Annotated in this window: 18 protein-coding genes; 14 read left to right on the top strand and 4 right to left on the bottom strand. The window is 42.9% G+C overall.

Annotation, left to right across the window (positions count from 1 at the left end):
• Positions 1-93: 93 nt before the first annotated feature.
• The 13 genes from thrA to ACMVDV_RS18150 all read left to right on the top strand — a co-directional run bounded on the left by thrA (position 94) and on the right by ACMVDV_RS18150 (position 15,446).
• Complete coding sequence (gene thrA, locus ACMVDV_RS18090; RefSeq protein ID WP_416159021.1) at positions 94-2,511, top strand: bifunctional aspartate kinase/homoserine dehydrogenase I; 2,418 nt, start codon at positions 94-96, stop codon at positions 2,509-2,511.
• Positions 2,512-2,520: 9 nt separating this feature from the next.
• Positions 2,521-3,447, top strand: a complete 927-nt coding sequence (gene thrB / locus ACMVDV_RS18095) for a homoserine kinase (protein WP_416159022.1) — start codon at positions 2,521-2,523, stop codon at positions 3,445-3,447.
• An 18-nt stretch (positions 3,448-3,465) separates the two neighbouring features.
• Positions 3,466-4,749: a threonine synthase gene (thrC, locus tag ACMVDV_RS18100; RefSeq protein WP_416159023.1), complete on the top strand. Its 1,284-nt coding sequence runs from the start codon at positions 3,466-3,468 to the stop codon at positions 4,747-4,749.
• A gap of 317 nt (positions 4,750-5,066) precedes the next feature.
• On the top strand, positions 5,067-6,323 hold the full coding sequence (gene glyA / locus ACMVDV_RS18105; protein ID WP_304178478.1) for a serine hydroxymethyltransferase: 1,257 nt from the start codon (positions 5,067-5,069) through the stop codon (positions 6,321-6,323).
• 104 nt (positions 6,324-6,427) lie between these two features.
• A complete protein-coding gene (nrdR, locus tag ACMVDV_RS18110) occupies positions 6,428-6,877 on the top strand; it encodes a transcriptional regulator NrdR (protein WP_016708083.1) in 450 nt (149 codons plus the stop codon).
• A 1-nt stretch (position 6,878) separates the two neighbouring features.
• Entirely contained in the window at positions 6,879-8,015 is a 1,137-nt protein-coding gene (gene ribD / locus ACMVDV_RS18115; protein WP_416159024.1) for a bifunctional diaminohydroxyphosphoribosylaminopyrimidine deaminase/5-amino-6-(5-phosphoribosylamino)uracil reductase RibD, read from the top strand.
• 25 nt (positions 8,016-8,040) lie between these two features.
• Positions 8,041-8,694 carry a riboflavin synthase gene (locus ACMVDV_RS18120; RefSeq protein ID WP_304178472.1) on the top strand — a complete coding sequence of 218 codons (654 nt, stop codon included), beginning with the start codon at positions 8,041-8,043 and terminating at the stop codon, positions 8,692-8,694.
• 29 nt (positions 8,695-8,723) lie between these two features.
• The gene (gene ribBA / locus ACMVDV_RS18125) at positions 8,724-9,836 is read left to right on the top strand and encodes a bifunctional 3,4-dihydroxy-2-butanone-4-phosphate synthase/GTP cyclohydrolase II (RefSeq protein ID WP_016708080.1); all 1,113 of its coding nucleotides are present in this window, start codon (positions 8,724-8,726) and stop codon (positions 9,834-9,836) included.
• 101 nt (positions 9,837-9,937) lie between these two features.
• The gene (ribE, locus tag ACMVDV_RS18130; RefSeq protein WP_016708079.1) at positions 9,938-10,402 is read left to right on the top strand and encodes a 6,7-dimethyl-8-ribityllumazine synthase; all 465 of its coding nucleotides are present in this window, start codon (positions 9,938-9,940) and stop codon (positions 10,400-10,402) included.
• Positions 10,403-10,417: 15 nt separating this feature from the next.
• Complete coding sequence (gene nusB / locus ACMVDV_RS18135) at positions 10,418-10,828, top strand: transcription antitermination factor NusB (protein WP_192542055.1); 411 nt, start codon at positions 10,418-10,420, stop codon at positions 10,826-10,828.
• A 44-nt stretch (positions 10,829-10,872) separates the two neighbouring features.
• Positions 10,873-11,847 carry a thiamine-phosphate kinase gene (gene thiL / locus ACMVDV_RS18140; RefSeq protein WP_304178468.1) on the top strand — a complete coding sequence of 325 codons (975 nt, stop codon included), beginning with the start codon at positions 10,873-10,875 and terminating at the stop codon, positions 11,845-11,847.
• A complete protein-coding gene (locus tag ACMVDV_RS18145) occupies positions 11,844-12,329 on the top strand; it encodes a phosphatidylglycerophosphatase A (RefSeq protein WP_283710215.1) in 486 nt (161 codons plus the stop codon). The genes thiL and ACMVDV_RS18145 overlap by 4 nt, the downstream gene beginning before the upstream one ends.
• A 30-nt stretch (positions 12,330-12,359) precedes the next feature.
• Positions 12,360-15,446, top strand: coding sequence for a diguanylate cyclase domain-containing protein (locus ACMVDV_RS18150; RefSeq protein WP_416159025.1), 3,087 nt, complete (start codon positions 12,360-12,362; stop codon positions 15,444-15,446).
• A 113-nt stretch (positions 15,447-15,559) separates the two neighbouring features.
• On the opposite strand, the gene ACMVDV_RS18155 is transcribed toward ACMVDV_RS18150, so the two are convergent.
• From ACMVDV_RS18155 to ACMVDV_RS18170, 4 genes are all read right to left on the bottom strand, one after another.
• Entirely contained in the window at positions 15,560-17,722 is a 2,163-nt protein-coding gene (locus tag ACMVDV_RS18155; protein ID WP_416159026.1) for a YncE family protein, read from the bottom strand.
• A 418-nt stretch (positions 17,723-18,140) separates the two neighbouring features.
• Complete coding sequence (gene dxs, locus ACMVDV_RS18160) at positions 18,141-20,006, bottom strand: 1-deoxy-D-xylulose-5-phosphate synthase (RefSeq protein ID WP_416159027.1); 1,866 nt, start codon at positions 20,004-20,006, stop codon at positions 18,141-18,143.
• Positions 20,007-20,110: 104 nt separating this feature from the next.
• Positions 20,111-20,998, bottom strand: coding sequence for a (2E,6E)-farnesyl diphosphate synthase (ispA, locus tag ACMVDV_RS18165; protein ID WP_304178460.1), 888 nt, complete (start codon positions 20,996-20,998; stop codon positions 20,111-20,113).
• 3 nt (positions 20,999-21,001) lie between these two features.
• Positions 21,002-21,244 (bottom strand): exodeoxyribonuclease VII small subunit, encoded by a 243-nt coding sequence (locus ACMVDV_RS18170; RefSeq protein WP_304178457.1) that lies wholly within the window; start codon positions 21,242-21,244, stop codon positions 21,002-21,004.
• Between the two features lie 301 nt (positions 21,245-21,545).
• On the opposite strand from ACMVDV_RS18170, the gene pomA reads away from it, so the two are divergent.
• A complete protein-coding gene (gene pomA / locus ACMVDV_RS18175; RefSeq protein WP_304178455.1) occupies positions 21,546-22,313 on the top strand; it encodes a flagellar motor protein PomA in 768 nt (255 codons plus the stop codon).
• The last annotated feature ends 1 nt before the right edge of the window (position 22,314 follow it).

Consider the following 22,314-nt stretch of genomic DNA (forward strand, 5'->3'; position numbering starts at 1 on the left):
ATAGTGGCATAGGTCGGTGCAACAAATTTAAAGGCCTGTGTTCACTAAGAACACAGGCCTTTTTTCGTTTTATGGGATGAGGAAACATAAAAAATGCGCGTATTAAAATTTGGCGGGTCGTCGCTTGCCGACTTTGCATGTTTACAGCAGGTAGCTCAGTTAGTTAAAGCACAATTAAAAGATGAAATGTTATTGGTGTTATCCGCACCCGGTGGCATGACCGATTCACTGGTTGCGTTAGCAAGTGCCGCAGAGCAGGGGCTTGATTATAGCGAGCAATGGGATGCACTGGTAGCGCGTTGCGAAAGCTTAAAAAGTGCCGTTACAGCTGATTTTGGAGCAGTACAGAACTGGCCTGATTTAAATGAGCTGCACAATAAATTAGCCGGCGTTAAGTTGATCCAGTGCTGTCCTGATCAAGTACGTGCTTATGTGATTAGTTTTGGTGAGCGTGTCAGCGTATCATTGATGCAATGTTTATTAAGCTCACACAACGCCCGTTACCTCGAAGCCACAGATTGCATCGCATCAACAGGCGGTTATATTGATGCTGAAGCTGATTTAGTGGCGAGTAAAATTCGTTTTCAAGCTGCATTAAAAGCCAATCCTGCCACTATTTATATCATGCCTGGTTTTACCGCCAGCAACGAGCAAGGTCAGTTAACAACTTTAGGTCGTAATGGTTCTGATTATTCTGCCGCAATCGCGGCGGCGTGTTTAGAAGCGCAAGTGTGCCAAATTTGGACTGATGTTGACGGTGTGTACAGTGCCGATCCGCGTTATATCAAAAAAGCCACTAAAGTTGATTTCTTATCGTATAAAGAAGCGATGGAACTATCTTACTTTGGCGCTAAAGTACTGCATCCTAAAACTATCCTACCGTGTGCTAAAGCGGGTGTGCCGTGTGAAATTAAAAATACCCATAACCCCGATGCGCAAGGTTCATTGATCAGCAATGATAATGTGTCATCAGAGCCAGTAAAAGCATTATCTAGTCTACAAAACCTTGCCATGTTAACGGTGTCAGGCCCTGGTATGAAAGGCAAAGTAGGGATGGCATCGAAGGTATTTAATGCCCTTGCGCACGATAATGTATCAATTGTATTAATTACCCAATCTTCATGTGAATTTAGCATCAGCTTTTGTGTTCATGAATCAGATTTACCGCTTGCCCTTGAAGCATTGCAAAGCGCTTTTGAGCTTGAGTCACAAGCGGGGTTAATTGAGCCGGTGCATGTGCAACGTAATTTAGCAATTGTAACCTTAGTCGGTGATAATATGCGTGCCCACAAAGGCTTAGCGGCTAAGTTTTTTGCATCCCTTGCGCAAGCACAAGTTAACATTGTGGCAATCGCGCAAGATTCGACTGAAAGTGCAATTTCAGCGGTGATTGATGGTGAACTTTGTAACGATGCGGTGAAAGTGTGCCACGAAAACTTCTTTACGCATATTCCATCGATTGACGTGTTTTTATTAGGTTGTGGTTTAGTCGGCCAAGAATTAATTCAACAATTAGAGCGTCAACAAGCATGGCTTGAAAAACGTAACATCAAACTAAACCTGTACGGTGTTGCCAACTCTCGTCAGTTACACTTAGATAGTGAAGGTATTGCCTTTGATGATTGGCAACAAAAGTTAGCAGTATCAGAGCAAGCTTTTGAGCTAAAACTGGTTGAGCAATTTGTTAAACAAAACCATTTGATCAACCCAGTACTGGTTGACTGTACATCGTCTGATGCTTTAGCTGCGCAGTACGTGGACTTTTTAAATGCTGGCTTCCACGTTGTTGCCGCAAATAAAAAAGCTAACACTAGCTCGTATGCTTACTATCAAGAGCTAATTGCCGCAACGCAAAAGAACAACCGTAAGTTTTTATATGAAACGAATGTCGGTGCCGGCCTTCCGGTAATCGATAATCTACAGTCACTATTTGGTGCGGGCGATGAACTACTCGAGTTCAGCGGTATTTTATCGGGTTCACTATCGTATATGTTTGGTGCGCTGCAAGATGGCTTATCATTATCAGAGGCCACCATCAAAGCCAAAGAAAGCGGCTTTACAGAGCCAGATCCGCGCGATGATTTATCGGGTACTGACGTTGCCCGTAAGCTGTTAATTATTGCCCGTGAAGCAGGGTTGAGATTAGAGCTTAGCGATATCGAAGTTGAATCAGTACTGCCAGCGGGCTTTGCCGAAGGTGATGATGTTGCTGAATTTATGGCAAAACTACCCAGTTTGGATGCTGCGTTTAACGACCGCATTGAAAGTGCGGCCAGTGAAGGTAAAGTACTGCGTTATGTTGGGACTATTAAAGCAGGTCACTGCAAAGTTGGCATCGAAGCTGTGGATCCGACACACGCGCTTGCCGTTATTCGTGATGGTGAAAATGCCTTGGCAATATTGAGCGAATATTACCAGCCACGGCCATTTGTTATTCGTGGTTATGGTGCCGGCTCTGCGGTAACGGCTGCGGGTGTATTTGCTGATATTTTAAAAACACTATCGCGCTAGGAGAGAGCTATGATTGAAGTATATGCTCCGGCTTCTATTGGTAACTTTGCAGTAGGTTTTGATGCACTTGGCGCAGCACTTGCGCCAATTGACGGTACCTTATTAGGTGATGTTGTCGCTGTAAGCGCCGCGACGACGGATGAGTTTGTTTGCTCAGGCGAATACGCTCATAAACTGCCCAGTGATGCCAGTGAAAACTTGGCGTATCAGTGTTTAGTGCATTTTCGCGAACAGGTTGCGCCAACCATGCCAAGCGTAAAATTGGAACTGAAAAAGAATTTACCGATTGGCTCTGGTTTAGGTTCAAGTGCTTGCTCTGTGGTCGCCACATTCGCGGCACTGGATAAATTTGCTGGCACTAAACTTAGTCAAGTACAACTGATTGAGTTAATGGCTGACTTTGAAGCGATTGTCAGTGGTGGTCGTCATTACGATAACATCACACCGTGTTATTTAGGTGGTTTGCAGTTAACAGGTGATTTAATTCCAAACAAATCAATAGCCTTACCGGTTGATGAAAGTTGGTACTATGTGGCGGCTTTCCCTGGTTTTTCACTTAATACCGCTAAAGCGCGTTCAGTGTTACCAAAACAACTGAGTATGCATGCCAGTGTTGAATTTGCCCAGCGGCTATCAGCGTTTAGCAGCTTGTTGCTAACCAGTCGCTTTGATGAAGCACTTACTATTATGAGTGATGAAATTGCAGAGCCGCATCGTGCACCACTGATCAATGGCTTTCGTGAAGCGAAAGCGGCGCTGCCAGAGCTTGGTGCTGAAATTGTCAGTATATCGGGTGCGGGTCCAACTTTATTTACCGTGTGTAAAACGCTTGCAGCAGCGCAGCAATGCGCGCAGTGGCTTGAACAAAACTATATTAATGAACAGGGCTTTTGCCATATTTGTAAGCTCGATAACGTCGGCACGCGTCAGTTATAAGAATTTAAGGAATTAATAATGCAATTACATAATTTAAAAGATGATTCACAACAAGTGTCGTTCGTTACAGCGGTTAAAACAGGGCTTGGGCGCAATCAAGGGGTATTCTTTCCTGAGTCATTAGCGCCAATAGCGGATATTGATGCGTTGCTGGATATGGATTTTGTTAGCCGCAGCAGCAAGATTCTATCGCACTTAATTGGTGATGAATTGCCTGCTGATACGGTCGCGCAAATGGTGAAAAATGCCTTTAACTTTCCAGTTAAACTGGTTGAAGTTGAAAAGAACATTTATTGTTTAGAGTTGTTTCATGGTCCAACGCTGGCGTTTAAAGACTTTGGCGGGCGCTTTATGGCTGAATGCTTAGCACAATTTAGCCAAGGTGAAAAAACCACAATCCTAACGGCAACTTCAGGCGACACTGGCGCAGCGGTTGCGCATGCGTTTTATAATAAGCCAAATATCGATGTGGTTATTCTATATCCAAAGGGCAAAATCTCATTAGCGCAGCAAAAGCTGTTCACAACACTGGGTAATAACATCCACTGTTATGCGGTTGACGGCAGCTTTGATGATTGCCAAGCGATGGTTAAAAATGCCTTTTTAGATGATGAAGTTAAATCGCGGTTAGGATTAAATTCAGCAAACTCTATCAATATCAGTCGTTTGGTTGCACAAGTGTGTTATTACTTTGAAGCAATCGCACAACTGCCAAAACAGCAACGTGCTAATGCGCATATCTCAGTGCCAAGTGGTAACTTTGGCAATGTGTGTGCGGCGATGATCGGTGCGGTCATTGGTTTGCCGGTGGCTAAATTGAGCGCTACAACCAATCAAAATGACACAGTACCGCGTTTTATGCTTGATAAAAACTGGGCACCAAACGCCACAATTGAGTCACTATCAAATGCCATGGATGTGAGTAAACCTAATAATTGGCCGCGGGTGCAAACCATGCTCGATAACAATTGGTTTAGTTATGATGATTTTTATTCAACTAGCGTGAATGAAAATGACACCCAAGCAGTGATGAAGAAAATTCAACAAACAGGTTATGTGGCTGAACCGCATACAGCGATCGCTTATCAGGGTCTTAAAGCTAACTTAGCTGCTGATTCAGCAGGTATTTTCTTAGCTACAGCACATCCGGCTAAGTTTAAAGAGAGTGTTGAAGAGATACTTAATATTGAACTTGAAATGCCAAAACCATTAGCGGATGCCCTAGCAAAGCCATGCTTAGCACAAGATATTAAAGATGATTACCATACATTGCGTGAAGAGCTATTAGCGAAGTTAGGTTAATCAAGACATTAAAATAGTACAATAAAAGCGCTATGAGGCTTATTTATAGCGCTTTTTTATTGCATTAAAGCTATTACTACAGCGGTTCCCGAGAGAGTTTTAAGGACGATTAGTTAGCATTAAAAAATCAAATGTAATCTTGGTTCTAACATTAAATATTTTTATGTTTCAATAAAAAAATATCATTACAAAAACACTGTGAATTAAATTCAATCCCTGTTTAAATATGTTCATCTTTACAGCATAGGCAAATTGACGTTTTCAGCGTATAATTCAGCCTTTAAAAAAATACCATACACGTTGCCCTAGGAGCCCCCATGTTAGAACGTAGCATGAATATTTCGGATTTTGATCCAGAGTTATTTGACGCAATCAACAAAGAGACTGCTCGTCAAGAAGAACACATTGAGCTAATTGCATCTGAAAACTACTGTAGCCCGCGCGTACTTGAAGCGCAGGGATCACAGTTAACTAATAAATATGCTGAAGGCTACCCAGGCAAGCGTTACTACGGTGGTTGTGAGCACGTTGACGTAGTTGAACAATTAGCGATTGACCGTGCCAATGAATTATTTGGTTCAGATTACGCGAACGTACAACCACATGCTGGCTCTCAAGCGAATGCAGCTGTGTTCTTAGCACTTTTAGATGCGGGCGACACTGTACTTGGCATGAGCTTAGCGCATGGTGGTCACTTAACGCACGGTTCACACGTCAGCTTCTCTGGAAAGCTTTACAATGCAATCCAATACGGACTAGATGAAGCAACAGGCGAAATTGATTACGCACAAGTTGAAGCGCTGGCTCTTGAGCACAAGCCAAAAATGATCATCGGTGGTTTCTCTGCATACTCAGGTATTGTTGATTGGGCTAAATTCCGTGAAATCGCTGACAAAGTAGGTGCTTACCTGTTTGTTGATATGGCTCACGTTGCAGGTCTTATTGCTGCTGGCGTTTACCCAAGCCCAGTGCCTCATGCACACGTTGTTACTACAACGACTCACAAAACATTAGCGGGTCCTCGTGGCGGCCTAATCATCTCAGCATGTGGCGACGAAGCGATTTACAAAAAGCTTAACAGCGCGGTATTCCCTGGTGGTCAAGGTGGTCCTTTATGTCACATTATTGCTGCAAAAGCAGTGGCATTTAAAGAAGCACTACAACCAGAGTTTAAAGTATACCAAACACAAGTTGTGAAAAATGCCAAAGCTATGGTTGCAGTAATGCAAGAGCGCGGCTACAAAATCGTTTCTGACAAAACAGAAAACCACTTGTTCTTACTTGATTTAATCGATAAAGACATCACTGGTAAAGACGCTGACGCAGCACTCGGTAATGCTAACATCACAGTAAACAAAAACTCGGTGCCAAATGATCCGCGTTCACCGTTTGTTACTTCTGGTCTACGTATCGGTTCTCCTGCAATCACGCGTCGTGGTTTTAAAGAAGCTGAATCAAAAGAGCTTGCTGGCTGGATCTGTGACGTACTCGACAACATCAATGATGAGTCGGTACAAGCACAAGTAAAAGAGAAAGTTAAAGCCATCTGTAAAAAATTACCTGTTTACGCTTAATTGTTAAGCTGACAGTAATTTAGATCACAATAGCGTTGTTTTTTGCTATTATAAAGGCCGCTTAAACGCGGCCTTTTTTGTTTTTTTAACGGAAGCTGATACCTATGCATTGTCCATTTTGCACCGCAAAAGATACCAAAGTGATAGACTCGCGCCTTGTCGGCGGTGGTCACCAAGTAAGACGTCGTCGTGAATGCAATGAATGCCATGAACGCTTTACTACCTTTGAAGGGGCAGAGCTTGTAATGCCAAGAGTGATCAAACAAGATGGCAGCCGTGAACCGTTTAATGAAGACAAATTGCTTAATGGCTTGCACCGCGCACTAGAAAAACGCCCCGTCAGTACCGAGCAAGTTGATGAAGTGGTTAACATTATCAAATCGCAACTACGTGCCACAGGTGAGCGAGAAATATCAAGTCACTTAATTGGTGAATGCATCATGGAAGCGCTGAAAAAACTCGATAAAGTAGCGTATGTACGTTTTGCCTCAGTGTATCGTTCATTTGAAGATATTCGCGAATTTGGTGAGGAAATCGCCCGTTTGGGAGAATAACATGCACCCACCGCAATTTAGTGAACACGATAAAATTTATATGGCGCGCGCGATAGAGCTTGCTAAGCAAGGGCGTTTTACCACAACACCAAACCCCAATGTGGGTTGTGTGTTGGTAAAAGACAATATTATTGTTGGTGAAGGTTTTCATCAAGTTGCAGGCCAAGGTCACGCTGAAGTTAATGCGCTGTTGATGGCTGGTTCGCAAGCAAAAGGCGCAACCGCTTACGTTACCTTAGAGCCATGTAGTCACTTTGGGCGCACGCCCCCTTGTGCCGAAGGCTTAAAAGCAGCTGGTGTGGTAAAAGTGATTGCGGCTATGGTGGATCCCAACCCACAAGTGGCGGGTAAAGGCTTAGCCATTTTAGCCGACGCCGGTATTGTGGTTGCATCCGGTTTATTAGAACCCCAAGCACGATTGTTAAACCGTGGTTTTTTAAAACGCATGGAGCAGGGAATGCCGTTTGTTACCTGTAAAATGGCGGCCAGCCTCGATGGTAAAACCGCGCTTAAAAACGGTCAGAGCAAGTGGATCACTGGCACTGCTGCCCGTCAAGATGTGCAATTACAGCGCGCACAAAGCTGCGCTATTTTAACCGGTGCAGACACAGTATTAATTGACGATGCTAAGCTCAATGTGCGTGTTGATGAACTGCCTGAGCCATTACCGACGCAATTACCAGTTCGCCAGCCTGTCCGTATCATTATCGATTCACAAAATCGTTTAACGCCTGATTTAGCTTTATTTAGCATTGCAAGCGACATAATAATTATTACCACTGCGCTTGATAAATCAGTGCAATGGCCGCATTACGTAACTCATATTGTGGTGCCTGCAAAAGATCATAAAGTTGATTTAAAGGCCGCATTACGGCAATTGGCACAACAGCAACAGTTTAATCATATTTGGCTAGAAGCAGGGGCAACCTTAGCGGGTAAAATGGCTGAATATAATTTAATCGATGAGTATATTGTCTATCTGGCGCCGAAATTGTTAGGAAATGATGGTAAAAGCTTACTAAACTTTGCGGAACTGAGCTCTATGCAAGAGGCGGTTGATTTAACAATAAACGAATGCACACTGATTGGTGATGACATTCGTATTACTGCAATACCGCGTTTAGTTGCATTGCCTTAACCAAATTATTTAAAGAGTAACGACTATGTTTACTGGGATCATTGAAGCGACTGGCACGATCAGCGAATTACAGCAAAAACAAGGCGATTTAGCTATTCGCATTCAAAGTAATAACCTAGATATGGCGGATGTCAATTTAGGTGACAGCATTGCAACTAACGGCGTGTGTTTAACCGTAGTAGCAAAACACAGCGATGGTTTTAGTGCTGACTTATCTAATGAAACGATTGGTTTGACTGGCTTTGCTCATTATAAACAAGGGCAAAAAGTAAACCTTGAAAAAGCCATGCAACCGGTGTCGCGACTAGGTGGACATTTAGTGTCTGGTCATGTTGATGGCATTGCAACAATCACCGCAATCACGGCTAATGCCCGCGCCGTTGAATATTGGCTCAGCACCGATGCACAATTGATGAAATACATTCCTTATAAAGGCTCAGTGTGTATTGATGGCATTAGCTTAACGGTCAATGCAGTAGAGGCTAATACGTTTAAATTGACAATCGTGCCGCACACCAGTGAGCAAACGACCATAGCCGATTTTAAAGTTGGCACGCAAGTGAACTTAGAAGTCGATCAAATAGCTCGCTATTTAGAGCGCTTGATCAAAGGCGCAGAGCAACCAGCAAGTTCAGATATTTCAATGAGCTTATTAGCTCAAGCGGGCTTTATAAAGTAAAAATACTCCACAACTTACACGAGCAGATTATGAATTTACACAGCGCACAAGAAATTATTGATGACATTAAAGCCGGTAAAATGGTTATTTTGATGGACGATGAAGACAGAGAAAATGAAGGCGATTTAATTATTGCCGCTGAACATATTAGTGCTGAAGCAATCAATTTTATGGCGACTCACGGCCGCGGTCTGATCTGCTTAACGATGACCCAAGAGCGTTGTGAGCAACTAGATTTACCACTGATGGTGAAAAATAACGGCGCGGCATTTTCGACGAACTTTACCATGTCGATTGAAGCCTCTAAAGGGGTGACTACCGGTATTTCAGCTGCGGATCGTGCGCGTACAGTGCAAGCGGCGATTGCCAAAGGTGCAGTACCAAGCGATATCGTACAACCTGGACATATTTTTCCAATTATGGCGCAACCGGGTGGCGTACTAACTCGAGCAGGACACACTGAAGCAGGTTGTGATTTAGCGCGTTTAGCAGGGCTTGAGCCATCATCAGTGATTGTGGAGATTCTCAATGCCGATGGCACTATGGCGCGTCGCCCTGATTTAGAAGTGTTTGCTGAGCAACATAATATTAAAATTGGTACTATTGCTGATCTTATCGAATACCGCAATATGAATGAAACCACCATTGAGCAAGTGGCAAAGTGTAAATTGCCAACCGTGCATGGTGAGTTTGATTTAGTGACTTATAAAGACACTATCGATGGTCAGCTGCATTACGCGCTATTAAATGGTGAAGTGAAAGCGAATGAGCCAACCTTAGTACGGGTTCACTTACAAAGTACTTTTAACGATATTTTATTATCAGATCGCAGCGCCGACAGAAGCTGGGGTTTATCAGATGCGATGGCCTATATCGCAAAGCACCAAGGGGTGTTAGTGATCCTTGGTAAACAAGAATGCACCGATGAGTTAGAAGCAACGGTTAAAGCCTTTGCCGCCGAAGATGCTGGTGAGACAGTAGCGCATCGTAAGTTCCAAGGTACATCGCGCACTGTTGGTGTGGGTTCGCAAATTTTGGCTGACTTAGGCATAGAAAAAATGCGCTTAATGAGTCTGCCTAAAAAGTATCATGCATTATCAGGCTTTCACCTAGAAGTGGTCGACTACGTTGAACCACAATAAGCACGACGCTTAAACTAGGCTATTATTTTATTTATATGGTATGATGCGCAGCAATTTTTGCGCAATCGCAACCGCTTGAACTTATTTTTTAGGGTTATCGAATGAAAATTATTGAAGGTAATAAATACGCTCCTGGCAAGAAATTCGCTATCGTTATTTCTCGCTTTAATGACTTTATTGGTAGCAGCCTTTTAGCAGGCGCTGTTGATGAATTGAAACGTACTGGTGGTGTATCAGATGATGATATTACTGTAGTTTATGTACCTGGTGCGGTTGAATTACCTTTAGCAGCGAAACGCGTTGCAGCAAAAAAAGAGTATGATGCAATTATCGCTTTAGGCGTAGTGATCAGAGGTGGTACGCCACACTTTGATCTGGTCGCGGGCGAATCTAATAAAGGCTTAGCGCAAGTGTCGCTTGAGTACGATATCCCAGTTGCATTTGGCGTATTAACCACAGAAAGCATTGAGCAAGCGATTGAACGCGCGGGCACTAAAATGGGCAACAAAGGCGGCGAAGCTGCTTTAGGTGCACTTGAAATGGTTAATGTGTTAGATAAAATTTAAGTTTAAGGAATTTTTGTGAAACCAGCAGCAAGACGTAAAGCACGTATCTTAGCACTTCAAGCCGTTTATTCTTGGCAATTAAGCGGCAATGCAATTGCCGATATTGAACAACAAATGTTGATCGAAAACGATGTAACTAAAATTGATGTTGAATACTTTAAAGATCTTTCGCGTGGTGTTGCGGTAAATCATAAGCAACTAGACGAAGCCGTATCGCCACATTTAACTCGTCCATTTGATGAGTTAGACCAAGTTGAACGCGCTATTTTACGTTTAAGCAGCTATGAGCTGAAATTCCGTGAAGATGTACCATATAAAGTGGCTATCAATGAAGGTATTGAGCTTGCTAAAATTTTTGGCGCAGAAGATAGCCATAAATTTGTTAATGGTGTACTTGATAAAGCGGTAAAGCATTTACGCAAGTAATGTAACCGTAAAAGGAGAGCCGGCATAGGCCGGCTTTTTTGTGTATGAAGGAATTTGAATTAATCAATCGCTACTTTAAAGGTCGCGGTATTAGTCGCCGCGATGTTAATTTAGGGATTGGTGATGATTGTGCTTTGGTGACTGTGCCAGAGAACTGCCAATTAGCCGTTACGACAGACACACTTGTCGCTGGCGTGCACTTTTTTGATGATATTGCACCGCGCGCTTTAGGTCATCGTGCCTTGGCGGTAAATTTAAGTGATTTAGCGGCAATGGGGGCTGAGCCCACATGGATTTCGGTGGCGTTAACCTTACCGAGTATTGACGTTGAGTGGCTTGAAGAGTTTACCGAAGGCATGCATGAAATTGCCGAATACTTTAACGTGCAAATCATCGGTGGTGATACCACGCAAGGCCCGTTGACTATTACTATTTGTGCGAAAGGCACTGTACCGCAAGGCAAAGCATTACGTCGTAGCGGCGCAAAAGTAGGCGATTGGGTTTATGTCACTGGGCCACTAGGCGATGCAGGTCTTGCCATTGAAGCGCGTAAACAAGGGATTAAAATTGCTCCCGAGTATTTAAGTTATGTTAATCAGCGATTTGATTATCCGACACCGCGGGTTGCTGCAGGGCAAATGTTGCGTGGTCTAGCATCGGCCGCTATTGATATCTCTGATGGACTGGTCGCAGACTTAGGCCATGTACTGGCTATGTCTCAAGTGAGTGCGTGTATTGATGTGAATAAAATACCAACCTCAGATGCAATGCGTGCTACTTTAGAGCCAAATCAGCAACTGCCTTTTATCCTCAATTATGGGGATGACTATGAGTTACTCTTTACTGTGCCTGATAGTAATAAAAGTATGTTGGAAGTGAAATTACAGCAATATGGGGTTGATGCCGCCTGTATTGGTCAAATAAAAAGTGGTGAAGGGCAAATCGAGTTAATGCTTGATGGCGAAAAGCTAGCGTATGAACATACAGGTTTTGAGCACTTCACCAAGGAGTCGGTTTGAATAAACCCGCGTTATTTAATTTAAAACGCCCTCATCAATTTTTTGGTTTGGGTTTTGGTTTAGGGCTGGCGCCGAAAGCACCCGGTACATTTGGTACCTTTGCAGCACTGCCTTTTATTTTTACTACTATGTATTTTCCGCTGTGGTTACAAATAGTGTTTGCTGTGGTGATCAGTGTTTTTGGCCTTTGGGCATGTGGAAAAACCGCCGATGATCTTGGCGTTCATGATCACCCTGCTATCGTGTGGGATGAAGTGGCCGGATTTTACATTACCATGATAGGTGCAGCGATCAGTTGGCAATCTTTATTGGTTGGCTTTGTACTGTTTCGCTTTTTTGATATCGTTAAACCTGGGCCTATTCGAATACTTGATAAACGCCTACACGGCGGCTTCGGTATTATGGCAGATGATGTTTTAGCGGGTATATTTTCATTAATTTGTGTCCAGGCATTGTTTAAAATGGGTTATTTGCCCTTTTAACCTTAGTTTTTGCAACGAGGTATTGACGTTATGATGCGGTTTTTATTGGTTATTATTGTGCTGTTATGCAGTATGCCAAGTAAGGCGTCAATTACCGACTATGTTGTACAGCAATGGAATATGCAAAATGGCTTACCTTCGCAATCATTGAAAAGTGTTGTACAGGATGAGCAAGGTTATATGTGGCTGGGCACTCAGTTTGGCCTCAGCCGTTTTGATGGTAATACATTCACCAATTACAACACCCTAAATAGTAATTTTTTGCCCAGTAATGGCATCAATAAGTTATTGATTGATAGCCAAGGCTATCTATGGGTTGGTACTAAAGATGGTCTTGTGGTGATAGATCCAACCACAATGGCTGCGCAAGAATTCAGTGTAAAAGGCGCAGTACGGGATATTATAGAAGATGCTAAAGGCAGTCTTTGGGTTGCTGCCAACGGCTTATACTTTATATCTCGCAATCAAATTAATCTCACTATAAACAATAGCCCATACATACCCGTTGTGGCAGCCAGTTCAGTAAAGCAAATTGTTGGTACTGTGAGTCAGTTGGCATTATCACCAGAAGGCATTTGGCTGGTAAACGAACGCTACTTACTACGCTTGACAAATTCGTCTTCTGATTTTGCCAAGTTACGCTTAGAGCTGACTGCAAAAATATCGCTCCCAGAGCGCTTAGCACAAACCATTATTCATGACTTAGCTTGGCTTGAAGGTAATTTATATTTAGCTTCAGAACTCGGTGCTTACTTTTTAGATTTAGATGATGAACTAAGACCTTTCCCGCTGCCGAATGCCAATAACTCTGCGGTCTATAAATTTATGAGTGACTCCAACGGAGCATTGTGGATTTCGACCTATGGGCGCTTATTATTTCGTGATAACTCAGGTGATTGGCAATGGGTTGAACCCAGCCAGCTTGACCAAAGTATTTGGTTCGCTGATTTATTTCGTGATAATGATAATAATATTTGGCTGGCCAGCTTTAGTGAAGGCTTATGGCTTGCTCATGAAGGGCGTATCGAACGCCACTCTGCTATATCACAAATGACCGAGGCGGTAATGGCGATAAGCCAAGCCCCCGATGGGCGATTGTGGGTCGCAAACCGCAGTGGGGTGGGGTATTTTGATCTCAATAAAAACTTCATTAATCAAATTCCAAGTAATCAATATGGCCGTGCAGCTGTGCATGATTTACAGTTTGATGGCTCGCGCTTATACATTGCCACCGGGCGCGGGGTGTATTTTTATGAAAACAATACCTTGTTCGCAGTTCCTGGGCGTGCGTTAAAAGATAACCCTGTGTTCGCAATCAGCCGCTCTAGCAAAGGAGGGTTTTGGCTTGGCACCGGGCGGGGAATGTACCGGCTGAGTTACGGTGGGTTAACCCCGTTTGCATATAATGCATTTTTAGGTAGTAAGTTTATTACCTACGTTGTTGATGAAGCAAATTTTGGCCTAATTGGCACCAGCAAAGGGGCTTACTACTTTACCGATCGTGGTATTGAAAAAATTGGCGACCAAACCAGTCTTGAAAGTGCTTATGTTACCAGTATTCTAAATATTGATGGGGTCGGTATCTTGATCGGCTCATTAAATGACGGTTTGTTTTATCGCAGCGGTCAAGGATATTGGCGCCAGCTAGATGCAACCAATGGTTTACCTTATGGTTCTATTTTTAGTTTACGTTACGATGAGAAGCTAAAGCGTATTTGGGTGAGCACCATGAAAGGTGTATATCGCATGCCGGTTGAGCAATTTAGTGGTGATATTGAAAGTTTAAAAGTAGAGCAAGTTATTTCATCCTATGATCGCCAACTAGATGGTAAAGCGAGCCAATGTTGTACTGGCCTTGGCCATGATGCGGTGGCTGAATCGGGTAATTCAATCTGGTATCCAAGCTTACAAGGTGTGGTAGAAATTCCCAAAGACATTGAGCTATTTGGTATTAAACCATTAAAACCTAAAGTTGAAAGTTTAAATACTGGGCTACGCAAGCTTGCTACAGCGGCGCTAGGGCGTAACCCACAGTTAGAGATTGATGAACGTGATATCACCCTAAAATACACGGCAATCGACTATTATGCGCCAACCAGTATTGAATTTCGTTATCGCTTAACTGGTCTCGACAGTGATTGGCGTTATGCCAATACTCGTCGCGAAGCTATTTATACTAATTTACCGCCTGGGGCCTTTTTATTCCAGCTTGAAGCTAAACGCCAAGGTGAAGGCTGGCAAAAGGCGCAACGTACAGAATACTCATTTGTGGTACCAAGACGGTTTGATGAAACAATTTACTTTAGACTGCTGATCACCGGCAGCTTTATTTTGTTATTTTATTTGGTGTTCTGGGCATTTAGAAAACAAGAACGGCGTAAACAAACCGCACTTGAAAGCCTGATCACCGAACGTACAGGTGAGTTGCGCCAAGCAAATGATAAGCTTAATCAAGTTAACTCACAGCTTAAATTGATGAGCCATTCTGATGAGCTCACCGGGCTGCGTAGCCGTCGTTTCTTGTTTGATCAGTTGCCAAAGGATATTGAACATTTCCAACGTAATTCGCAATCATTACAAGCGCAAGGGAAATCCTTGATACTGCTAATTATTAATTTTGATAATTTTAGCCGTATCAATGATGCTCATGGCCCGATTGGTGGTGATAGTTGTTTACAGCAAATGGCTGCATTACTAAACTCGCGAACTCAGGGCTCAGATTATGTGGCGCGTTGGAGTGGTGATGAGTTTTTATTACTATTACGGGATTTTAAGCGTAGCGCTATCGACAATTATGCCGCTGAGCTTTGCAAAGTTATAGCCGATCACACTTTTAGACTCCCAAGCGGTGATACTATTAATCTGACTGCATCAATTGGTTTTTCATTTTATCCGTTGCCACTATTAGGCGGTCAAGTGATTGGGTGGGAAACCTCCGTCAATTTGGCGGATATCGCGCTGCATCAAGTAAAAAAACGCGGTGGCGATGGTGTCGCCAATATCACTTTTGATGAACAGTTAGATGCCTTTGAATTTGAACAAACTAATAATATTGATCAGCAACTGAGTGTGTTACAAGCCAATGGTTTAGCCGATATTAAAGTCTGGATGCGCTAATGTTTGCGGGTTTGCTTGTGTTTTTGGTCGCTAGCAATAAGAAATGCCTTAACTCGAAAAGTTAAGGCATTGGGAGGCCAACTAAAGGCAGTTAAATTAACTGTCCTTGATGGTTAGCGGTTTAGCCAAGTTGGTAAAATAGCCACTGATTCAGGGGCTGTGAACGAGTAGCTTAAGTTGGCTGCAATATCACCACTTGGGCTATTTAAAATATTGTCAAAACGCATTACTAAGCCATTTGATTTTTCGGCAACAAAAAGGTGGTTACCGGTAAACATAATATCGACTGGGTTACCAAGCATAGTCGCAGGTCCTGCGATATTGACACTGACATTACTCAAGCCTGAGCTAGTACCCGCATTATTCAAGACAAATAATTTGCCATCTGTGGCGTCTGCTGCACTGCCTACATCTGAGACGATCAACGAGTCACTAAGCGGATCATAATCGATGCCATGGAGATTGGTCGGAGCAGGGAAGGCAGCGCCAGCTGTTGCAGGTGTGATCAAGCGATCTTCGCCTGTAATTGTGCTCATACCGGCCATTAGTTTACTGTTAACTTCATCAAACACGGCAATCGTACCATTGGTTAATGCAACAAATGCACGGTCTGTGGCGACATCGTAATCGACATCCCAAGGGCGTGCGCTGTTACTTGGTGTGAGTGTGATAAGCGGGCTTGCATCACCTGTAGTACAGGTTGAAAACACTAAAATACCCGGTGTGGTCGCATTATTTTCAGCAACAAAAATTAACCCACGGTCAGATGCTACATCAAGACCTTTAGGTGAAATTAGGCCTGTATTTGCACCACTAATAATAGAGTCTTGGCTTAGAGAAAATACCTCACCATCGCGATGCATGGCGACTTTGTTGGAAATGACAATACCACCGACTGAAGTTGTGCTGTTGTCAAAGGTTGTATAACTATTACCAGCTTTATCAAAGGTCACGCTTTCGATTGTTTGACTGGCATTATAACTGCCCAGTTCGCTGGTAAGTGGCGCATTTAGACGTGATATTTGCCCTGTTGTTGGACCAGCAGCAGCTGGGTTGCTACTGACTGCAATACCCATTAATGGCATGTTAGCCAAATAACTGTCTGATACATCTGCCATGTCATTGTGCATTACTGTTTCAGTAATTGATTCTGGCTTAATAGTGGGTGTAACGCTATCTGGGCTGATATCACCGCTGGCACCTGAAAAAATATTGCTAAATACCAGTACTGCGTCATTTGATTTTTCTGCAACACGTAAATCGCTGCCTGTTAGGCTGATATCAACAGGGTTGCCAAGCATACTTGCTGGGCCTGCAATACTACGTGCAACAACGGTGTTACCATCGGCAAGCGATGCATTATCGATCACAAACAAGGCACCATCAGTTGCATCACTGGCACTACCGACATCAGAAAGCACTAATTTATTGGTGTTAGCATCATAAACAATACCATGAAGGTTGACGGAAATTTTCTCGCCAGCTTCATTGCTAGGGGTGATGGTACGTGTAGGCATTGCCACAAAACCGCCATCGACATAATTGTCATAGACAGTAACGTCACCATTGGTTAGCGCCACATATAAGCGGTCGTTGCTATCATCGTAGGTAACATCCCACGGTTTTGCGTCTGTTACTGTGCTTGCTAAAGGTGCAGTATCACCCGCTGCGGTGGCACCAAAAACAGTGATCTGAACGGCATTAAAGTCGGCGATAAAAATGAGTCCACGCTTAGTAGATACATGAATGCCTTTAGGATTGACTAAGCTGGTATTGCTCCCAGTAATAGTGCGGTCACGGTTGCTATCGAACATTGTGCCATCTGCGCGACTTAATACTTGGCAAACGGTGCTCAGTGCGCCATTACCAGAATCGCTGGCTTGCACTAAATTACCTAAGCCATCAAATGCAACACCTTCATTGGCACCACTGTTAAATGTTTTTAACTTCGCAGCATTTTGGTCAATTAGATCAATCGTGCCTGCGTTGTCGGCCCCATTATTAGCTAAGATAAAGGTTGCTGCTGCAAAACCAGCACTCCCATCGGCTCCATCAACACCGTCACTGCCATTTGCACCGTCAGTACCATTTGTTCCGTTAGTGCCAGCAACACCTGCCGCGCCTTGTGTACCCCCAGCACCATCGCTCCCATCGTCACCATCACAGCCGGTTAAACTAAACAAAATTGCTAAAGTAAGTGCCGATAAGCAAAGTTTACTTGCCATTGATTGAGCGTGAATAGACTGTGTTGTTGCGCCTAATTTGAACGTTTTCATAATTTGTACCTTCTTAAATATTCCATCAAATGTGAACATACAAAGAGTTTTGCTTAAAACAGCCTATACCAATCGTGTTAAGTTATTAGTCATTTATAGCGACGGATAAATAGAGTGATAACAAGGCATAAATTTTAATATGTAGTTGTTCTACATGAAAAATTTATAACGCCGTTAGCGCTTTATTTAGCACGCTAGAAAGGCTAAATATTTAAGTCGATTGGTATTACATAAAAGCGTGAACGCTTTGCTCACGAGTTAACCTCAGTGAATAAACGTGACAGGGAAATTATTGGATGCAAGAAAATGAAAATAAATTGAAGTTTTTTGTAATGAGTTGATTTTTATAGGGATAATAAAAAAGGAGCCGTTGCTCCTTTTTTATTATCTCACCTGACTCTATGTGCTACAGCATAGTTTAGTCAGTAATAAAGTTTTTAATGCTCTCAAGTATGCCTTGTGAGCCTAAGCCCATTTCATCGTGCATTTGCTCTTGCGTACCATGTTTGATGAATTCATCCGGAATACCTAAATTTAGGATGCTTACCTTTGCTTTTATAGCTGCTAAATATTCATTAACGGCAGAGCCTGCGCCACCAACAATGGCATTATCTTCAAGTGTTACAATAATTTCATGGTCAGCTAATAAAGTGTCGATTAGTGCGCTATCTAGCGGCTTAACAAAACGCATATCAACGAGGCTTGCGTTGAGCTCTTTTGCAGCCAGTTGAGCATTCTCAAGCAAAGTACCAAAAGATAAAATAGCGATTTTAGTACCTTGCTTAATCACACGGCCTTTGCCGATTTCAAGCTCGGTCATTTGTTCGCAGATCTCAGTTGTGCCAGCACTACCGCGAGGGTAGCGTACCGCGACGGGTTGATTACATTGGTAACCCGTGTAAAGCATTTGGCGGCATTCATTAGTATCACTTGGCGCCATGATAATCATATTTGGAATACAACGCATAAAGCTTAAATCGTAAGCGCCCTGATGGGTTTCACCATCCGCACCAACAATACCGGCACGGTCAATAGCAAATAATACCGGTAAGTTTTGCAGTGCTACATCGTGAATGAGTTGGTCATACGCACGTTGTAAAAAGCTGGAGTAAATAGCAACGACCGGTTTTAAGCCTTCACAAGCAAAACCTGCCGCTAAAGTAACCGCATGCTGCTCTGCAATGGCAACATCAAAATATTGCTCAGGGTGTTCTTTTGAAAAGCGCACCATACCAGAGCCTTCACGCATGGCTGGAGTTATCGCCATTAGTTTGTGATCTTGGCTTGCCATATCACATAGCCAATCACCAAATACTTTAGAAAAAGTTGCTGCTCCCGGTTTTGATTTTGGCAAACTTGAAATCGCAGGATCGAATTTTGGCACACCGTGATAACCAATCGGATCGGCTTCTGCTGGTTTGTAGCCTTTACCTTTTTGGGTTTTGATATGCAGTAGTTGTGGGCCTTTTAAATTACGCATATTACGTAATGTATCTACCAACATATTTACATCATGGCCATCAATTGGGCCGATATAGTTTAAGCCAAGCTCTTCAAAAAAAGTGCCAGGAATAACCATGCCTTTTAAATGCTCTTCCATGCGACTGGCTAATTCTTTTACTGGAGGAACACCAGCAAGTAGCTTTTTACTGCCTTCGCGAATATTAGTGTAAAAACTGCCGGATAAGATGCGCGCAAAATGGTTAGTGAGTGCCCCCACGTTTTCTGAAATCGACATTTCGTTATCATTTAAAATGATCAACATATCAGACTTAACATCACCTAAGTGATTCATAGCTTCAAATGCCATGCCTGCAGTGATCGCACCATCGCCAATAACCGCGACTGTTTTACGACCTTTGCCTTCTTTTTGCGCCGCAATAGACATGCCTAAAGCCGCAGAAATTGAGGTGCTTGAATGACCGACACTAAAGGTATCGTATTTACTTTCCTCACGAAATGGAAAAGGGTGCAGGCCATCTTTTTGGCGAATAGTATGCATTTGATCGCGACGACCCGTTAATATTTTATGCGGGTAAGCTTGATGACCTACATCCCACACTAAACGGTCTTCGGGAGTATTGTAAACATAGTGCAATGCAACCGTCAGCTCTACAGTACCTAAGCCTGATGCAAGGTGACCACTGCTTTGCGACACTGAGTTAAGTAAATAATCACGCAGCTCATTGCTAAATGCAGGTAATTTTTGTTGCGCTAAATCACGCAGTTGGGCTGGTTCATCAACCAAACCTAATAATGGATACTTGCTACTATCAAGTGTCATGATTTTTCATACATCCTTCGCTAACCAGACGTTATTATAACGCAATGTTACTCTGGTTTTTTAGTTATTTTGTACATCATTATCAGCTTAATCTGAAGCTGCAATTAATAATCGCGTTCCACAATATATTTCGCTAAATGCTCAAGCTCTGTGGTATCGGCATTTATTGCAGCTAAAGCATGCAGTGCTTGTTCAAGTAAGTGTTGTGCTTTTTGCTTTGCACCAGCCAGACCAAGTATAGCTGGGTAGGTTGCTTTATTTGCTGCAACATCGGAACCTTGTGGTTTTCCTAGCACTTGAGTATCGCCTTCGATATCTAGGATATCGTCTTGTACCTGAAAAGCCAGTCCAATTGCATCACCAAAGCGCTTTAATTGTAATAATGTATGCTCATCAATATCCGTTGCACACAGTGCCCCTAAACTAATTGCGCAGTTTAGCAAAGCACCGGTTTTTAGTTGATGAATACGCTCAAGTTCAATGAGGCTTACTGCTGTGTTTGTTGCGGCAATATCCAATGCTTGGCCACCGACCATACCTTCAATGCCGGATGCTTTGGCGAGTGTTGCAATCATTTTTAGCTGTTGCTGGGCAGGGACATCAAATGCATGATTAGCGATTAAATCAAACGCCAGCGTTTGCAGCGCATCGCCAGCTAAAATGGCATGCGCTTCACCATATACAATATGGCAAGTCGGTCTACCGCGGCGTAAATCATCATCATCCATAGCAGGTAAGTCATCATGGACTAACGAATAGCTATGAATACATTCAATTGCGGCAGCTAAAACATCTAAATCCTGATGCTTAGCACCAAGCATTCTGCCAGTGGCATAGACCAAAAATGGCCGCAGCCGTTTGCCGCCGTTTAAAACACTATAGTGAGTGGCCAGCTTGATAGTTTGATCGGTATCCAGTGGCTGCTCAAAATACCGATTGAGAGTGGCTTCAACATCACGTTGAGCGCATTTAATTTGCTCTGTTATTAACACTCGTTATTCCAAATCATTATCAAAGTTAGTAAGCGATGACTGACTATCGTTACCCATCAAAATAGCGACTTTTTGCTCTGCTTGTTGCAATTTATTAGACGATGCCCCAGCCAACGCAATGCCGCGTTCAAATTGTTTTAACGATTGTTCAAGCGAAAGCTCACCTTGCTCCATTTCTGTGACGATTAAGGATAATTCTTCAAGCGCTTGCTCAAAGCTTAGGTTCTCTGGTTTTTTAGTCGCCATAGTGGATTCAACTTAGATGATAGAAATGTGAGGCCAATTTTAGGGGGAATGCTAAACTAGGTCAAAGACTGATGCATTTTTTTTGAATAATAAACTGTTTTCTTATCACGATTAATGGTTTGTACCAGAACTTAAACCTTGCAGGTTAAGCATGGTAGATTAAAATGCCAATAGAGCAAAAAACTTTCATTTCATTTTTTTCATTAAATGGTTTAAGTAATTCAATAGATTGCCGATAAGCAGTTAATAATAAAAGTTTGCTGCCATAGGCAGTAAAGCATGAGTTCCTTTGGAGGGGTAAGTGGATTTAGCAACCATTATAGGTATTCTCGGCGCTATTGGCTTGATAATCATGTCCATGTTTTTGAGTAGCAGCGGCGAAATAGTGATGTTCTACAACACTCCGTCTGTGGTGATTGTATTTGGTGGTTCGATTTTTATCGTGTTATCAAACTATACGATGAGCCAGTTTTTTGGCATTGGTAAAGTTGCTGCTAAAGCGTTTATGTTTAAAATTGAATCCCCAGAAGAGCTTATCGAAAAAGCCGTTGAACTTGCTGATTCGGCACGCAAAGGGGGGTTTTTAGCGCTCGAAGAAGCAGAAATACCGAATGCATTTATGCGCAAAGGTGTCGATATGCTTGTCGATGGCCATGACGCGGATGTGGTTAGAGCGACACTACAAAAAGATATTGCTCTTACCTCTACTCGTCATGAATCGGGTGCTGGCTTATTCAAAGCGCTTGCCGATATCGCGCCTGCTATGGGGATGATTGGTACTCTTATTGGTCTAGTGGCGATGCTATCAAATATGGACGACCCTAAAGCAATTGGACCTGCCATGGCGGTAGCGTTGTTAACAACTTTATACGGTGCATTTTTAGCCAACGTGGTTGCGATCCCAATTCAAGTCAAATTAGAGCTACGTAAAGATGAAGAAGCCATGAACCAGCGTTTGATCTTAGATGCTGTATTAGGTATTCAGGATGGTCAAAACCCAAAAGTAATTGAAGGTATTTTGAAAAACTATCTCGCTGAATCAAAAAGAAAAGTCGATACTGAGGAGTAAG

Origin of the sequence: Pseudoalteromonas sp. ASV78, from assembly GCF_047806705.1 — a bacterium.
Lineage (GTDB): Bacteria > Pseudomonadota > Gammaproteobacteria > Enterobacterales > Alteromonadaceae > Pseudoalteromonas > Pseudoalteromonas prydzensis_A.

Bases quoted from the DNA above. Each gene is read 5' to 3' on its own strand.
- thrA (WP_416159021.1), top strand. From the start codon at position 94: ATGCGCGTATTAAAATTTGGCGGGTCGTCGCTTGCCGACTTTGCATGT.
- thrB (WP_416159022.1), top strand. From the start codon at position 2,521: ATGATTGAAGTATATGCTCCGGCTTCTATTGGTAACTTTGCAGTAGGT.
- thrC (WP_416159023.1), top strand. From the start codon at position 3,466: ATGCAATTACATAATTTAAAAGATGATTCACAACAAGTGTCGTTCGTT.
- glyA (WP_304178478.1), top strand. From the start codon at position 5,067: ATGTTAGAACGTAGCATGAATATTTCGGATTTTGATCCAGAGTTATTT.
- nrdR (WP_016708083.1), top strand. From the start codon at position 6,428: ATGCATTGTCCATTTTGCACCGCAAAAGATACCAAAGTGATAGACTCG.
- ribD (WP_416159024.1), top strand. From the start codon at position 6,879: ATGCACCCACCGCAATTTAGTGAACACGATAAAATTTATATGGCGCGC.
- ACMVDV_RS18120 (WP_304178472.1), top strand. From the start codon at position 8,041: ATGTTTACTGGGATCATTGAAGCGACTGGCACGATCAGCGAATTACAG.
- ribBA (WP_016708080.1), top strand. From the start codon at position 8,724: ATGAATTTACACAGCGCACAAGAAATTATTGATGACATTAAAGCCGGT.
- ribE (WP_016708079.1), top strand. From the start codon at position 9,938: ATGAAAATTATTGAAGGTAATAAATACGCTCCTGGCAAGAAATTCGCT.
- thiL (WP_304178468.1), top strand. From the start codon at position 10,873: ATGAAGGAATTTGAATTAATCAATCGCTACTTTAAAGGTCGCGGTATT.
- ACMVDV_RS18150 (WP_416159025.1), top strand. From the start codon at position 12,360: ATGATGCGGTTTTTATTGGTTATTATTGTGCTGTTATGCAGTATGCCA.
- ACMVDV_RS18155 (WP_416159026.1), bottom strand. From the start codon at position 17,722: ATGAAAACGTTCAAATTAGGCGCAACAACACAGTCTATTCACGCTCAA.
- dxs (WP_416159027.1), bottom strand. From the start codon at position 20,006: ATGACACTTGATAGTAGCAAGTATCCATTATTAGGTTTGGTTGATGAA.
- ACMVDV_RS18170 (WP_304178457.1), bottom strand. From the start codon at position 21,244: ATGGCGACTAAAAAACCAGAGAACCTAAGCTTTGAGCAAGCGCTTGAA.